We start from the raw sequence: 14,364 nt of genomic DNA on the forward strand, positions 1-14,364 counted from the left end.
GCGCTGCAAACGGCTTGATGCGCCGCTTGCCCGCGGCAGGGCATGAAATCTCAGCGGAATTGTCGATCGTCGAGAAATGGCGCGCCCGGAACGATTCGAACGTCCGACCCTCAGATTCGTAGTCTGATGCTCTATCCAGCTGAGCTACGGGCGCGTTTTTCGCGAACAGTGCGGGCCTGGGCCCGCAGGCAGCCTCCGGACAGCGCCGGAGGGGTGCGAAAGAGCGCTCTGACTAACCGCTCTTGCCTCGATTGGCAAGCGCCGGGATGGGGAGATTTTGCAGGAGGATGATGGTTGCCTCGTCATTCCGGGCTCGCGACTTCATCGCGCCCCGGAATGACGGAAGAAATCGGGAACGGCCCCTGAAAATGAAGACGCAACTCGGCCGCTGGCCGACTTACGCCCGCGCCCGCTCGTTGCGGATGGAGAGAAGTTCCACCGGGCGGTCGGGGATGACGATCCGGAAGGTGGCGCCAATGGTGCCTTCGACCAAATGGATGTCGCCGCCATGGGCGTGGACGAGTTCGGCGGCGATGGCGAGGCCGAGACCGCTGCCGCCGGGGCGGCCGGAGGTCTGGAACGCCTCGAACAGGTGATCCCGGGTCCTCTGGGGCACGCCGGGACCGGTGTCGGAGACTTCCAGAATGGCGACCGCGCCTTCGCGCTTGCCGGTGATCCGGATCTGCTGCGCGCCGCCCTCGCCCGACGAATGGCTCTCGAGCGCCTGCGCCGCGTTGCGGACGAGGTTGAGCAGCACGCGGAACAACTGGTCGGGATCGGCATCGACCGCAAGCCCGCGCTCGATCGCGGCGACCCAGACGATTCCAGCATCGGAGGCGAGGCCCGCAGTCTCGCGCACCTCCAGCACCACCGGCTCGATCGGGATCATCCGCCGGTCGGGCGCCGCCTCCTGGGCGCGGCCGTAGGACAGCGTCGACTGGCAGAAGGCGATGGCGCGCTCGAGCGAGCGGACGAGCTTGGGCGCAAAGCGCTGCACCCGCGGATCCGGCACGCTGGCGAGCTGGTCGGACAACAGCTGGGCCGAGGCGAGCAGATTGCGCAGATCGTGGTTGATCTTGGAGACGGCAAGGCCAAGCGCGGCGAGCCGGCTCTTCTGATGCAGCATCGACATCAGATCGCGCTGCATGTCGGACAATTCGCGCTCGGCGACCCCGATCTCGTCGCTGCGCTGGCTCGGGACGATGATGCGCGCCGAACTCTCCGGATTTTCGTGGAAGCCGACTAGGCTCGCGGTCAGCCGCCGCATCGGCCGCACGAACAGATAATGCAGCACGAGATAGACGAGGCCCGCGGTCAGCACCGCGATGATCAGCGCGACCACCACGACGTTGCGGGAGAAGCGGTACATCTGTTGCCGCAGCGGCAATTCGTCGGTGACGATCTCGACGAACTGGGCATTGCCGACGCCGGGCCCGACGATGCGGATGGCCTGGTTGCCGGTCTCCAGCATCATCTGGAACGAGCCGGTGATCGCCTCCCAGGCGGTCATGTCGCGCAGGTCGACGTCATGCTCGATCGCGGCCGGCAGATTGTCGCTGGCGAGCAGCCGGCGCTGCTGCCCCATCTTGATCGCGACCGCGCGGGCATTGATGCTTTTGAGGATCTCGCGGGACAGCGAATCGGGAACCATGCCGAGCGGGGCGGCGTCCAGCACGAGGGCGGCCGTGTTGGCCGCCGCGACCCGGTCGTTGAGCCGGTTCACCCAGAAATTGGCGATCGCCGGCACATAGAGCAGGCTGGCCGCGATCATCACGAGGGGGACAGTGAGCAGCAAGAGCTTGCCGGACAGGCCGAGCCCGGCCGGCCCACGCGGCCGCGTCGCCGGCTGGTCCGGCTGATCCAGATCCTGGACCGGCTGGCGATCTGTCGCTGCCACGAAATTCGCCCCTGTTGGCCTTGGGTGATGGAGGATGCGACCCGCCCGGTGTCCGGTCAAATTACGGATCGCTAATCTGCCGAGGTGGGATGTAAGCGTTGATATGGCGAGTCGCCACCTCATGGGTTAAAAACCCCGCGCGAGCAGCGATATTCACCGGAATCGCGCGCTCTTGCGGCGTTGACGAAAACAAGACGCTCGCATATAAGCCGCCCAATTGTCCGCGATGACCCGGTGTGACGCCGGGAGCGGCTCTCTTGGGGCCGAAAAAGGCCCGTTTTGGGCAGCATCTTCCGGGCTTTACCATCAATTCTACAGGCAAATTGCCCGGTCAGCGGAGAAAAACCCGTGAAGCGGACTTATCAACCCAGCAAACTGGTGCGCAAGCGCCGTCACGGTTTCCGTGCCCGTCTCGCCACAGCCGGCGGCCGCAAGGTCCTCGCCGCTCGCCGCGCCCGCGGCCGCAAGCGTCTGAGCGCCTGAGCCGGACCCCTTTTTGGGATTTCATCATGGATCGGCTGAGGCAGCGGGCGGATTTCCTCGCCGTTGCCAATGGCGCGCGGGTGAATAGTCCCGCGTTCGTCCTGCAAAGCCTTGACCGCAAAAGCCTCGACCGCGAGAATCCTGGCCGCGACGACGGCGGCCCGATCCGGATCGGCTTTACCGTCACCAAAAAGAACGGCAACGCCCCCCAGCGCAATCGCATCCGGCGCCGGCTTCGCGAACTGGTGAAGCGGGTCGACCCGGTGTCGATGCAGCCCCATCATGATTATGTGCTGGTCGGCCGAAGAGACGCGCTCTCGCGTGACTTCGCCACCATGCTCGACGATCTCCGCAGGGCGTTCACGAAGCCCTCGCGGCAGGCGCACAAGGGACGCGGTCCAAAGCCGGGTTCAAGCCCAGTTCTTTCGAGGCCAGATCCTTCAAGGCCAGATTCTGGCCCCGCTGCCGCCGCCGGCCGCAAACCCGATTGATGACGAGACACCAGTGATGACCGACAATCGCAACACCATCCTCGCCGTCATTCTATCAGGCCTGGTGCTGATCGCCTGGCAGTATTTCTACAACGTGCCGGCGATGGAGAAGCAGCGCGCCCAGCAGCAGGCGGCCGAACTTCAGAAGGGCACGCCGCAGCCGACGGCGTCGGCGACGCCGGGCGCAGCGCCGCAGCCCGGCGCTCCCGCACAGCCGTCGACCCCGGGCGCCACCCAGCCCGGCCAGCCAGTCGTTGCCCGCGACACCGCGATCGCTTCCAGCCCGCGCGTGAAGATCGACACGCCGCGGCTTTCCGGCAGCGTGTCGCTGAAGGGCGGCCGCATCGACGACATCGCTCTGCTGCAGTTCCGCGAGACGGTGGACCCGAAATCGCCGCCGATCATCCTCTATTCGCCCTCGGGCACAGCTGAGCCCTATTACGCCGAGTTCGGCTGGGTCGCGGCGACCGGTGTCACGGCGAAGATGCCCGATGCGCAGACCGTCTGGCAGCAGGAGGGGTCGGGCAGCCTGACGCCGACCGCGCCCGTGGTGTTGAAGTGGGACAACGGGGATGGCCTCACCTTCCGCCGCACCATCGCAGTCGACGACCACTATCTGTTCACGATCAAGGACGAGGTGAGCAATGTCGGCAGTGCGCCGGTCACGCTCTATCCGTTCGCGCTGATCTCGCGTCACGGCGCCCCGCAGGTCTCGGGCTATTACATCCTGCACGAAGGCCTGATCGGCTATCTCGGCGACGAGAAGCTGCAGGAATACGCCTACAAGAAAGTCGACGAAGCCAAGACGGTGAACTTCAACAATGTCACCAATGGCTGGCTCGGCATCACCGACAAATACTGGGCTTCGGCGCTGCTGCCCGACACCGGTGCACGGCTGCAGGCGCGGTTCTCATCGAACCCGGTCGGCAACCTCCACACCTACCAGACCGACTATCTGCTCGACCCCGTCACCGTCGCGATCGGCGGCACTGCGACCGCGAATGCGCGGCTGTTCGCGGGCGCCAAGGAAGCCGGCGTCGTCGGCGTGTTCCCGTTCGCCGGCCTCGGCGGCTACAACAAGGAACTCGGGCTGAACCACTTCGATCTCCTGATCGACTGGGGCTGGTTCTACTTCATCACCAAGCCGATGTTCCTCGGCCTCGACTTCTTCTACCGCTTCTTCGGCAATTTCGGCATCTCGATCCTGCTCGTGACCGTGATCGTGAAGCTGCTGTTCTTCCCGCTGGCGAACAAGTCCTACGCCTCGATGGCGAAGATGAAGTCGGTGCAGCCGCAGCTCGCGGCGCTGAAAGAGCGCTATCCCGACGACAAGGTGAAACAGCAGCAGGAGATGATGGAGATCTACCGCAAGGAGAAGATCAATCCGGTCGCCGGCTGTCTTCCCGTGGTGATCCAGATCCCGGTGTTCTTCTCGCTCTACAAGGTGCTGTTCGTCACCATCGAGATGCGGCACGCGCCGTTCTTCGGCTGGATCAAGGACCTCTCGGCGCCGGACCCGACCAATCTGTTCACCCTGTTCGGCCTGATCCCGTTCGACCCGACCACGCTGCCGCTGTTCGGTCACTACCTCGCGCTCGGCATCTGGCCGATCATCATGGGCATCACGATGTGGTTCCAGATGAAGCTGAACCCGACGCCGCCGGATCCGACCCAGCAGATGATCTTCAACTGGATGCCGCTGATCTTCACCTTCATGCTGGCGGGCTTCCCGGCGGGTCTGGTGATCTACTGGGCCTGGAACAACACGCTCTCGGTACTGCAGCAGAGCTTCATCATGCGCCGCAACGGCGTGAAGGTGGAACTGTTCGACAATCTCAAGGCGACGTTCGCGAAGAAAGCGACGTAGCTTCACTCCAGCGTGCGCGCTCATGTGGGCGCAAATGCCTCCAAGTCGTCATGCCCGGGCTCGTCCCGGGCATCCACGTTTTGGAGGGTGCCGCATCGACAGACGTGGATGGCCGGGACAAGCCCGGCCATGACGAGAGGATAGAGTGGTCGGATGAACGACGTGACCGACGACAAAGATGCGAAGCTGATCGAGGCCGGGCGAAAGCTGTTCACCCGCGACTGGCAGTTCATCTGGGCCTCGCCCTCGGTCCAGACGCTGCCGCCGATGGACGGGCTGGAGATCGCCTTTGCCGGCCGCTCCAATGTCGGCAAGTCCAGCCTGATCAACGCGCTCACGGGGCGCAATGCGCTTGCGCGCACCTCGCATACGCCCGGCCGCACCCAGGAGCTGATCTTCTTCGAGGTCCCCGGGAAAAAAGACCTGCGCCTCGTCGACATGCCCGGCTATGGCTACGCCAAGGCGCCCAAGAGCCAGGTCGCGTCCTGGACCGAGCTGATCCACAAATTCCTGCTGGGACGCGCCAGCCTCGCGCGCGTCTACGTGCTGGTCGACGCGCGGCACGGGCTCAAGGACGTCGATCTCGAAATCCTTGGGACGCTCGACCGCTCCGCCGTCAGCTACCAGATCGTGCTGACCAAGGCCGACCAGGTGAAGGCGTCCGAGCTTCAGACCTGCATCGCCGAGACCGAGGCCGCGCTGGCCAAGCATCCGGCTGCGTTCCCGAACGTGCTTGCGACCTCGTCACGCAGCTCGACCGGCATGGCCGAACTGCGCGCCGCAATCGCCAAGCTACTGGAGGAGCGGAGCTCGTGATGGCGCGCCTGCTGGTTGGGCTTGCCGGTTTGATGGGCGCCGCCGGCGTCGCGCTGGCGGCCGCTTCGGCCCACGGCGCCGATGCCAGCCGCCTCGCCTCGGCCAGCGCCATGCTGCTGTTTCATGCAACCGCCATACTCGCCGCGGTCGCGCTGCTCGCGCGCGGACTTCTGCACGGCGGAATTGGCCTCATTGCCGCGTTTGGCTTCGTGATTGGCGCTGTGCTGTTCGCGGGCGACCTCACCTTGCGGCAATATGCCGGTCATTCGCTGTTTCCCTATGCGGCGCCGACCGGCGGAACGGTGATGATCGCGAGCTGGCTGGCGGTGACGCTGGCGGCGGTAGCGGCGAGGAAGTGACGCGCCGTCTTACCCTCCCCTGGAAGGGGAGGGTAAGAGCGAACACCACGCTTTGCGCGCCGCCCGCCAATCGGATAGAAGGCGGCCCGATAGTCCCGCCAGCGAGACCGCGACATGACCGACATCTCCCCGCTCGACCAGGCCCGCATCCTGTCCGAAGCGCTGCCGCACATGCAGCAGTATGACGAAGAAACCATCGTCATCAAATATGGCGGCCATGCCATGGGCGACGAGGAGACCGCGAAGAACTTCGCCCGCGACATCGTGCTGCTGGAGCAGACCGCGATCAACCCGGTGGTGGTGCACGGCGGCGGGCCGCAGATCGCGACCATGCTCAAGCGCCTCGGCATCGTCTCGGAATTCGCAGCCGGCTTGCGTATCACCGACGCCGCGACCATCGAGATCGTCGAGATGGTGCTGGCCGGCTCCGTCAACAAGCAGATCGTCGGCTACATCAACGAAGCCGGCGGCAAGGCCGTGGGCCTGTCGGGCAAGGACGCCAACATGGTGAAGGCGTCGAAGACGACGCGCACCATCATCGATCCGGACTCGCACATCGAGAAGGCGGTCGATCTCGGCTTCGTCGGCGACCCCGAGAAGGTCGACCTCACGCTGCTCAACCAGCTGATCGGCTATGAGCTGATCCCGGTGCTGGCGCCGCTCGCGACCTCCAAGGAAGGCCAGACGCTGAACGTCAACGCCGACACCTTTGCCGGTGCGGTCGCCGGCGCGCTGAAGGCCAAGCGCCTGCTGCTGCTCACCGACGTGCCGGGCGTGCTCGACAAGTCGAAGAAGCTGATCCCGCAGCTTTCGGTGAAGGACGCGCGCAAGCTGATCGCCGACGGCACCATTTCCGGCGGCATGATCCCGAAGGTCGAGACCTGCATCTACGCGCTCGAACAGGGCGTGGAGGGCGTCGTCATCATCGACGGCAAGATGCAGCACGCGGTGCTGCTCGAGCTCTTCACCAACACGGGCACGGGAACGCTGATACATAAGTGATGAGCTGGACGCCGCGACGAAAGAACGTCATGGCCGGGCCTGTCCCGGCCCTCCACAATCTTTCGCGTGGCGCAGACGTGGATGCCCGGGTCAAGCCCGGGCATGACGAGCAGAGAATTCGGCCCCGCCGCTCACCTCTGACGCGTCTCCTGATGACACTGCCGGCGGCGGCGGTCTCATTTCTGTTTTCCGCCGCCCCCGCGCTTGCCGACCTCAAGATCTGCAACCGCATGTCCTATGTCGTCGAAGCCGCGATCGGTATCGACGACAAGGCGGCGACCGCGACGCGGGGCTGGTTCAGGATCGATCCCGCCACCTGCCGCGTGGTGGTGCAGGGCACGCTCTCCGCCGACCGCATCCTGCTCAACGCCCGCGCGCTCGGCGTCTATGGCGCCTCGCCGATCCCGCAGAGCGGCAGCGACACGCTGTGCGTGGCGCAGGACAATTTCGTCATCGCGGCCGCCCGGCAATGCCGCAGCGGCCAGACCCAGGCAGCCTTCACGCAAGTGACGCCGACGCAGGGCGACGACGGCAACCTGGTGACGTATCTCGCCGAGGATTCCGAATATGACGACGAGCAGGCGCGCCTTGCCGGCATCCAGCGGCTGCTGGTGATCATCGGCTACGACGTCGGCGCGATCGACGGCGTCGACGGGCCGAAGACGCAAGCCGCGCTGGCTGCGTTCCTGAAGAGCCGCGGGCTGCCCTCCGACGCGGTGTCGTCGCCGAATTTCTTCAAGACCATGGTTGATGCGACGCAGACCCCGTCGGCGAGCGGCCTGACCTGGTGCAACGACACGCCGCACAAGGTGATGGCGGCGATCGCCACCGACGACGGCAAGTCCGTGACCAGCCGCGGCTGGTATCGCCTCGATCCCAAGGCCTGCCTGCACCCCGACGTGACCGGCCAGCCGAAACAGATCTTCAGCTTCGCGGAGGCCATCGACGCCGACAACCGCGTCATCAAGCTGAAGGACAAGCCGCTGAACTGGGGCGGCGACAGGCAGCTCTGCACCCGCGAGACCAAGTTCGAGACCAACGAGCAGACCGATTGCGGCGCGCGCGGCTTCGCGGCGACGGGATTTGGCGTGGTGGACATGAGCAGCGGCGGCAAGACGCTGCGGTTTGCGATGCCGTGATTGAGAGAGCTTTGATGAAATCCCCCCGCGCCTTCGGCCATGTCGACACCTGGGTGTTCGACCTCGACAACACGCTCTACCCGCATCACGTCAATCTGTGGCAGCAGGTCGACGCGCGGATCGGGGAGTTCGTGTGCAACTGGCTGAACGTGAGCCCTGCGGAAGCGCGCAACATCCAGAAGGACTATTACAAGCGCTTCGGCACCACCATGCGCGGCATGATGACCCTGCATGGCGTGCGTGCCGACGACTACCTCGCCTACGTCCACAAGATCGACCACTCGCCGCTGGAGCCGAACCCGGCGCTCGGCGAAGCCATCGCAAGACTGTCGGGACGCAAGCTGATCCTGACCAACGGCTCGGTCGATCATGTCGACGCCGTGCTGGCGCGGCTCGGCCTTGGTTCGCATTTCGACGGTGTGTTCGACATCATCGCGGCCGGTTTCGAGCCGAAGCCGGCGCCGCAGACCTACCGGAAATTCCTCGAGGACCATGCCGTCGATCCGGCCCGCGCCGCGATGTTCGAGGACCTCGCCCGCAACCTCACCGTCCCGCACGAGCTCGGCATGACCACCGTGCTGGTGGTGCCCGACGGCACCAAGGAAGTGGTGCGCGAGGACTGGGAACTGGAGGGCCGCGATGCGGCGCATGTGGATCACGTCACGGATGATCTGGCAGGGTTTTTGGGTAGACTGTCACGATAATAACCGCCGTCGTCACGGGCTCGCGCTTCGCGCGCCCCGGGATGAAAGCGGAGTATGCCTTGACTCTCCCCGTCCAAATCCCGAAAAAGCCCACCAATCCATCACAATTCCCGCCTGCCTCTGAGGAAATCCCGATGTCCCTCCAAGCCCTCGAATCCACCCTCAACAGCGCCTTCGACGCGCGTGACGGTATCTCGACCTCGACCAAGGGCGAGGTGCGCGAGGCCGTGGACCAGGCGCTGGAAATTCTGGACAAGGGCGAAGCGCGCGTCGCCGAGCGCGGCGCCGACGGCAAGTGGAAGGTCAATCAATGGCTGAAGAAGGCCGTGCTGCTGTCCTTCCGCCTCAACGACATGGGCGTCATCCCCGGCGGGTCGGGCAAGGCGACCTGGTGGGACAAGGTGCCCTCGAAGTTCGAGGGCTGGGGCGAGAACCGCTTTCGCGATGCCGGCTTCCGCGCGGTGCCCGGTTCGATCGTGCGCCGCTCGGCCTTCATCGCCAAGAACGTCGTGCTGATGCCGTCCTTCGTCAATCTCGGCGCCTATGTCGATGAGAGCACCATGGTCGACACCTGGGCGACCGTCGGCTCCTGCGCGCAGATCGGCAAGCGCGTGCACATCTCCGGCGGCGTCGGCATCGGCGGCGTGCTCGAGCCGCTGCAGGCCGAGCCCGTCATCATCGAGGACGATTGCTTCATCGGCGCGCGCTCCGAGGTCGCCGAAGGCGTGATCGTGCGCAAGGGCGCGGTGCTGTCGATGGGCGTGTTCCTGGGCGCCTCGACCAAGATCGTCGATCGCGAGACCGGCGAGATCTTCATGGGCGAAGTCCCTGAGTATTCGGTGGTGGTGCCCGGCGCGCTGCCCGGCAAGCCCATGAAGAACGGCGAGCCCGGCCCGAGCTTGGCCTGCGCCGTCATCGTCAAGCGCGTCGACGAGCGCACCCGCGCGAAGACCAGCATCAACGAGTTGCTGCGGGATTGATCGGCGCGCAGCAAGTTGCAAGCTTATCACCGTCACCCTGAGGTAGCCGCCCCTTCGGCGGCCCTCGAAGGGCGACGGCCCGGCTGCGGCGTCATCCCGGCCGCTCATCCTTCGAGGCTCCCCGCACGGCGCGTCTCGCACCTCAGGATGACGTGTCTGGTAGCCCCTTCGAACCCACCATCCCTCCATCGCGACAAATTCCCGGGCGGCTCCACCCGCCCGGAGCCGTTCGCATGGACTGGACTTGGTATCTCTTCCGCTTCGACGGCCGCATCAACCGTGCCTTGCTGTGGCAGGCGCTGCTGATCGTCGCGTTGCTGGCGGCCCTGCTTGGGATGATCGATCAGGCGATCCACGTCGCGAGCGGCGAAAAAGCGTTCACCTCCAGGCTCACACTCGATTTCGACTTCGGCCTCGACGACCTTTTCAGGCTGGTCGATCCCCGGGCCTATCGCGCGCTGGCCTCTCTTGACCGCACGGATCTGATCCTGAAGTCGTCCGGACTGGCGGTGTTCGCATGGATTTTCCTGGCAACGGCCATCAAGCGGCTGCACGATCGCGGCAGGAGCGGCTGGTGGATCATTCCATTCGTCTTCATGCCCGGCCTGTTCAGCCAGTTCTCGGACCTTTTACCAGACTCACACTGGACGCTTGCGCTCGGCCTCACCGCCTCGACCCTGTGGCTGTGGGGCCTCGTCGAAATGTTCGTTGTGCGCGGCACTTCGGGCCACAACCGGTTCGGTCTCGATCCGCTCGCCGAGGTCGAGGACGACCCCGCACCCGCCTCGTCCCCTGCAAAAAGCTGGGACCAGCAGAGCGAGCTCGAATTCGTGCCGCCCAGCGCTAGCCCACCCGGCGGCATGCATGTTAAGCGGGGCGCATGACCGATGCTCTCTCGATTGCCCGCGATCTCATCCGCTGCCCCTCGGTAACTCCGGCCGATGCCGGCGCGCTGGGGGTGCTCGAACAGGCGCTCACCGCCGCCGGCTTCACGTGCCACCGTGTGACGTTCTCCGAGCCCGGCACCGCCGACGTCGACAATCTCTATGCGCGGATCGGCACTGAAGCCCCGCACATCACCTTTGCCGGCCACACCGACGTGGTGCCACCCGGCGACGAGAGCGCCTGGAGCGTCGGCGCATTCTCCGGCGAGGTGAAAGACGGCTTCCTGCACGGCCGCGGCGCGGTCGACATGAAGGGCGGCATCGCCTGTTCGGCCGCCGCGGTGCTGGAGCATCTCGCCGCCCATCACGGCAGGCCGCGCGCCGACGGCAAGGGCTCGATTTCCTTCCTGATCACCGGCGACGAGGAAGACGTCTCCATCAACGGCACGATCAAGCTACTGAAATGGGCCGCCGAGCGCGGCGAAAAATTCGACCATTGCGTGCTGGGCGAGCCTTCCAATGTCGAGGCGCTCGGCGACACCATCAAGGTCGGCCGCCGTGGCTCGCAATCCGGCACGCTCGTCGTCGACGGCGTGCAGGGCCATGTCGCCTATCCGCATCGCGCCTCCAACCCGGTGCCGGACATCTCGCGATTGATCGTTGCCATCAGCGACGAGCCGCTCGACCATGGCAGCGCGCAGTTCCAGGCCTCGAATCTCGAATTCACCTCGGTCGACGTCGGCAACAAGGCCAACAACGTCATCCCCGGCGAGGCCCGCGCAAAGTTCAACATCCGCTACAACGACAACCACACGCAAGCGAGCCTGCGCGAGTTGGTCGAGACGCGACTGACCAAAGCCTGCGGCAATCGCATCAAGGCCCGCATCATCTGGGAGCCGTCGAATTCCAACGTGTTCGTCACCAAGCCCGGCCCGTTCACCGAGCTCGCGGTCTCCGCGATCGAGGAGGTGACGGGCCGCAAGCCGGAGCTGTCGACCTCAGGCGGCACCTCGGATGCGCGCTTCATCTCGAGCTATTGCCCGGTGATCGAGTTCGGCCTGGTCGGCCAGACCATGCATCAGGTCGACGAACGCGTGCCGGTGAAGGATCTGGAGACGCTGACGCAGGTGTACCGGGGGATACTGACGCGGTATTTTGGGTAGGCGCCGTTCTCGCCAAACATTCCGCCGTCATGCCCGGGCTTGTCCCGGGCATCCACGTCTTAGCCGCCGCCAAAAAGGAAGAACGTGGAAGGCCGGGACAAGCCCGGCCATGACGCCTGTGTGCCCTAGTAGTCCACCTTCACCAGGTACAGCCCGTCCGGCGGCGCGACGATGCCGCAGGCGGCGCGGTTGCGGGCTGCCAGTGCTGCGGAGAGATCGTCCGCGGTCCAGCGCCCCTCGCCGACCCACACCAGTGATCCCACCATTGAGCGCACCTGGCTGTGCAGGAACGAGCGCGCCGAGGTGACGATGGTGATCTCGCGGCCATCACGCAGCACGTCGAGCTGGTCGAGCGTCTTCTCCGGCGATTTGGCCTGGCACTCGGTGTCGCGAAAGGTCGTGAAATCGTGCTTGCCGAGCAGGCGCCGTGCCGCCGCATGCATCGCATCGGCATCGAGCTTGCGCGGCACGCGCCAGGCGTGGCCGATGTCGAGGGCGAGGTTGGCCCGGGTGTTGACGATGCGGTAGCGGTAGTGGCGCTTGATGGCCGAGAAGCGCGCCTCGAAGCTGTCAGGCACGATCTCGGCCTCCAGCACCGCGATCGGATGCGGGCGCAGATGGGCGTTGAGACCATCGCGAAAACGGCCGGGCGGAAACTGCTTCTCGATGTCGACATGCGCGACCTGGCCGCGCGCATGCACGCCGGCATCGGTGCGGCCGGCACCGTGCACGCGCAGATCCACACCGGTCATCGCCTTCACCGCCGCCTCCAGCGCGCCCTGCACCGACGGTAGCGTGTCCTGCACCTGCCAGCCGAAGAACGGCGCGCCGTCATATTCGATGGTGAGCTTGTAGCGGGGCATCAGGCCAGCCGCATCGGCGGCTTCAGCGGCACCCCGCGCAGGAAGTCTGTGGCCTGCATCTGCGCCTTGCCCTCGCGCTGCAGCTCAAGGATGCGAATCGCTCCCTCGCCGCAGGCGATGGTGAGCTGGTCGTCGAGCACCTCGCCCGGCGCGCCCGATCCCTTGGCCAGCTCGCAGCGCAGGATCTTGATACGCGCATTCTCGCTCACGCCCGCAAGCTCGGCCCAGGCGCCGGGAAACGGCGACAGGCCGTGGATGTGGCGCAGCACGGCGTGCGCCGGCCTGGTCCAGTCGATCCGCGCTTCGGCCTTGTCGATCTTGGCGGCATAGGTGACGCCGTCTTCGCTCTGCTTGCTGAGCTGGAGGCCGCCGCGTGCGAGCGCGGCCATCGCCCGCACCATCAGATCGGCACCGAGGCGCGAGAGGCGATCGTGCAGATCGGCCGCCGTCATGGCGTCGGTGATGGCAAGGCGTTCGGCCATGGCGACGTCGCCGGTGTCGAGCCCGACATCCATCTTCATCACCATCACGCCGCTCTCGGCGTCGCCGGCCATGATGGCGCGGTTGATGGGCGCGGCACCGCGCCAGCGCGGCAGCAGCGAGGCGTGCAGATTGTAGCAGCCGAGCTTTGGCGCATCGAGGATCGCCTGCGGCAGGATCATGCCATAGGCGACGACGACGGCGGCATCGGCATCGAAGGCGCGAAATTCGGCGAGCGCTTCCGGCGTCTTCAGCGTCTTCGGCGTCAACACGGGAACGCCGAGCTTTCGCGCGGCTTCTTCAACCGGGGTCGGCTGCAATTGCAGGCCGCGCCGCCCGCCCGGCTTCGGCGCGCGGGTGTAGACGGCGACGATCTCGTGGCCGTGCCCGACCAGCTCGAGCAGCGTCGGCACGGAGAAATCGGGCGTGCCCATGAAGATCAGGCGGAGGGGCATGACAAGGACTCGATGCGTTCCCTCCCCCCTTGCGGGGGAGGGCTAGGGAGAGGGGTGCCACACGACGCGCTCTCTCGGTTTGAGCACGGACAGGTTCTTCGCCCCGGTTAGACCTTTTGCTGGGCTACCCCTCTCCCCCACCCTCCCCCGCAAGGGGGGAGGGAGCGCATGGGAGTTTGCGGCAGCACCGGCACTTACAAACGACTTACTCCGCGCGCTTGGCGGCTTTCTCGAACTTCTTGATGACGCGGTCGCGCTTGAGCTTCGAAAGATAGTCGACGAACAGGACGCCGTTGAGATGGTCGATCTCGTGCTGGATGCAGGTGGCATAGAGGCCTTCGGCATCCTCCTCGTGCACCTTGCCGTCCAGATCAGTGAAGCGCACGCGCACCTTGGCGGGCCGTTCGACCTCCTCGTAATATTCAGGGATCGACAGGCAGCCTTCCTCGTAGACCGAGAGTTCCTCGGACGAGGCAATGACTTCCGGATTGATGAAGACGCGCGGAAGCGGCTTGGTCTCGCCGTTCTCGTCGCGCTTGGCGAGGTCCATGGTGATCAGCCGCAGCGGCTGCGCGATCTGGATCGCCGCGAGCCCGATGCCGGGCGCGTCGTACATGGTCTCGAACATGTCGTCGGCAAGCTTGCGGATCTCGGCCGTGACCTTCTCGATCGGCTTGGAGACCAGACGCAACTGCTTGTCGGGCAGGATGATGATTTCTCTGAGGGCCATGGCCGCGATTTAAGCCGCGCGCCGGATGCGGTCAATGCGGCTGGGGAACTC

Annotated in this window: 15 protein-coding genes and 1 tRNA gene; 11 read left to right on the forward strand and 5 right to left on the reverse strand. The window is 65.6% G+C overall.

All coding sequences use genetic code 11. From position 1 onward, the window contains the following. Window positions 1–77: 77 nt before the first annotated feature. Window positions 78–154, reverse strand: a tRNA-Arg gene (locus FNV92_RS32945). Between the two features lie 243 nt (window positions 155–397). Next, window positions 398–1,897, reverse strand: a complete 1,500-nt coding sequence (locus FNV92_RS32950; protein ID WP_143842963.1) for a sensor histidine kinase — start codon at window positions 1,895–1,897, stop codon at window positions 398–400. 348 nt (window positions 1,898–2,245) lie between these two features. Between FNV92_RS32950 and rpmH the strand changes: the two genes are divergently transcribed. The 11 genes from rpmH (at window position 2,246) to dapE (ending at window position 11,785) form a co-directional block, all read left to right on the forward strand. Next, window positions 2,246–2,380 carry a 50S ribosomal protein L34 gene (rpmH, locus tag FNV92_RS32955; protein ID WP_008542748.1) on the forward strand — a complete coding sequence of 45 codons (135 nt, stop codon included), beginning with the start codon at window positions 2,246–2,248 and terminating at the stop codon, window positions 2,378–2,380. Window positions 2,381–2,406: 26 nt separating this feature from the next. Beyond that, a complete protein-coding gene (gene rnpA / locus FNV92_RS32960; RefSeq protein WP_143842962.1) occupies window positions 2,407–2,871 on the forward strand; it encodes a ribonuclease P protein component in 465 nt (154 codons plus the stop codon). A 16-nt stretch (window positions 2,872–2,887) separates the two neighbouring features. Continuing rightward, the gene (gene yidC, locus FNV92_RS32965; RefSeq protein ID WP_168213446.1) at window positions 2,888–4,738 is read left to right on the forward strand and encodes a membrane protein insertase YidC; all 1,851 of its coding nucleotides are present in this window, start codon (window positions 2,888–2,890) and stop codon (window positions 4,736–4,738) included. A 162-nt stretch (window positions 4,739–4,900) separates the two neighbouring features. Beyond that, window positions 4,901–5,554: a ribosome biogenesis GTP-binding protein YihA/YsxC gene (gene yihA, locus FNV92_RS32970; protein ID WP_041749115.1), complete on the forward strand. Its 654-nt coding sequence runs from the start codon at window positions 4,901–4,903 to the stop codon at window positions 5,552–5,554. After that, on the forward strand, window positions 5,554–5,913 hold the full coding sequence (locus tag FNV92_RS32975) for a DUF423 domain-containing protein (RefSeq protein ID WP_041748610.1): 360 nt from the start codon (window positions 5,554–5,556) through the stop codon (window positions 5,911–5,913). Before yihA ends, FNV92_RS32975 begins: the two co-directional genes overlap by 1 nt. Before the next feature lie 114 nt (window positions 5,914–6,027). Continuing rightward, window positions 6,028–6,915, forward strand: coding sequence for an acetylglutamate kinase (gene argB, locus FNV92_RS32980; protein ID WP_015689065.1), 888 nt, complete (start codon window positions 6,028–6,030; stop codon window positions 6,913–6,915). A 152-nt stretch (window positions 6,916–7,067) separates the two neighbouring features. Then, window positions 7,068–8,054 (forward strand): DUF1036 domain-containing protein, encoded by a 987-nt coding sequence (locus tag FNV92_RS32985; protein ID WP_015689066.1) that lies wholly within the window; start codon window positions 7,068–7,070, stop codon window positions 8,052–8,054. A 14-nt stretch (window positions 8,055–8,068) separates the two neighbouring features. Then, window positions 8,069–8,758 (forward strand): pyrimidine 5'-nucleotidase, encoded by a 690-nt coding sequence (locus FNV92_RS32990; protein ID WP_143842960.1) that lies wholly within the window; start codon window positions 8,069–8,071, stop codon window positions 8,756–8,758. Between the two features lie 134 nt (window positions 8,759–8,892). Then, window positions 8,893–9,738: a 2,3,4,5-tetrahydropyridine-2,6-dicarboxylate N-succinyltransferase gene (gene dapD, locus FNV92_RS32995; RefSeq protein ID WP_143842959.1), complete on the forward strand. Its 846-nt coding sequence runs from the start codon at window positions 8,893–8,895 to the stop codon at window positions 9,736–9,738. A 233-nt stretch (window positions 9,739–9,971) separates the two neighbouring features. Beyond that, window positions 9,972–10,622 carry a DUF805 domain-containing protein gene (locus tag FNV92_RS33000; RefSeq protein ID WP_143842958.1) on the forward strand — a complete coding sequence of 217 codons (651 nt, stop codon included), beginning with the start codon at window positions 9,972–9,974 and terminating at the stop codon, window positions 10,620–10,622. Further along, window positions 10,619–11,785 (forward strand): succinyl-diaminopimelate desuccinylase, encoded by a 1,167-nt coding sequence (dapE, locus tag FNV92_RS33005; RefSeq protein ID WP_143842957.1) that lies wholly within the window; start codon window positions 10,619–10,621, stop codon window positions 11,783–11,785. The genes FNV92_RS33000 and dapE overlap by 4 nt, the downstream gene beginning before the upstream one ends. Window positions 11,786–11,910: 125 nt before the next feature. On the opposite strand, the gene truA is transcribed toward dapE, so the two are convergent. The 3 genes from truA to def all read right to left on the reverse strand — a co-directional run bounded on the left by truA (window position 11,911) and on the right by def (window position 14,313). Beyond that, on the reverse strand, window positions 11,911–12,648 hold the full coding sequence (truA, locus tag FNV92_RS33010; RefSeq protein WP_143842956.1) for a tRNA pseudouridine(38-40) synthase TruA: 738 nt from the start codon (window positions 12,646–12,648) through the stop codon (window positions 11,911–11,913). Then, on the reverse strand, window positions 12,648–13,583 hold the full coding sequence (gene fmt / locus FNV92_RS33015; protein ID WP_143842955.1) for a methionyl-tRNA formyltransferase: 936 nt from the start codon (window positions 13,581–13,583) through the stop codon (window positions 12,648–12,650). Before fmt ends, truA begins: the two co-directional genes overlap by 1 nt. A gap of 205 nt (window positions 13,584–13,788) precedes the next feature. Further along, window positions 13,789–14,313 (reverse strand): peptide deformylase, encoded by a 525-nt coding sequence (gene def, locus FNV92_RS33020; RefSeq protein ID WP_143842954.1) that lies wholly within the window; start codon window positions 14,311–14,313, stop codon window positions 13,789–13,791. Between the last annotated feature and the right edge of the window lie 51 nt (window positions 14,314–14,364).

It is taken from the genome of Bradyrhizobium cosmicum, assembly GCF_007290395.2.
Classification (GTDB): Bacteria; Pseudomonadota; Alphaproteobacteria; order Rhizobiales; family Xanthobacteraceae; genus Bradyrhizobium; species Bradyrhizobium cosmicum.

Coding starts and splice junctions, on each gene's coding strand:
- FNV92_RS32990 (WP_143842960.1), top strand. CDS start 8,069: ATGAAATCCCCCCGCGCCTTCGGCCATGTCGACACCTGGGTGTTCGAC.
- dapE (WP_143842957.1), top strand. CDS start 10,619: ATGACCGATGCTCTCTCGATTGCCCGCGATCTCATCCGCTGCCCCTCG.
- yidC (WP_168213446.1), top strand. CDS start 2,888: ATGACCGACAATCGCAACACCATCCTCGCCGTCATTCTATCAGGCCTG.
- truA (WP_143842956.1), bottom strand. CDS start 12,648: ATGCCCCGCTACAAGCTCACCATCGAATATGACGGCGCGCCGTTCTTC.
- def (WP_143842954.1), bottom strand. CDS start 14,313: ATGGCCCTCAGAGAAATCATCATCCTGCCCGACAAGCAGTTGCGTCTG.
- FNV92_RS32975 (WP_041748610.1), top strand. CDS start 5,554: ATGGCGCGCCTGCTGGTTGGGCTTGCCGGTTTGATGGGCGCCGCCGGC.
- dapD (WP_143842959.1), top strand. CDS start 8,893: ATGTCCCTCCAAGCCCTCGAATCCACCCTCAACAGCGCCTTCGACGCG.
- FNV92_RS32985 (WP_015689066.1), top strand. CDS start 7,068: ATGACACTGCCGGCGGCGGCGGTCTCATTTCTGTTTTCCGCCGCCCCC.
- rnpA (WP_143842962.1), top strand. CDS start 2,407: ATGGATCGGCTGAGGCAGCGGGCGGATTTCCTCGCCGTTGCCAATGGC.
- argB (WP_015689065.1), top strand. CDS start 6,028: ATGACCGACATCTCCCCGCTCGACCAGGCCCGCATCCTGTCCGAAGCG.
- fmt (WP_143842955.1), bottom strand. CDS start 13,583: ATGCCCCTCCGCCTGATCTTCATGGGCACGCCCGATTTCTCCGTGCCG.
- FNV92_RS33000 (WP_143842958.1), top strand. CDS start 9,972: ATGGACTGGACTTGGTATCTCTTCCGCTTCGACGGCCGCATCAACCGT.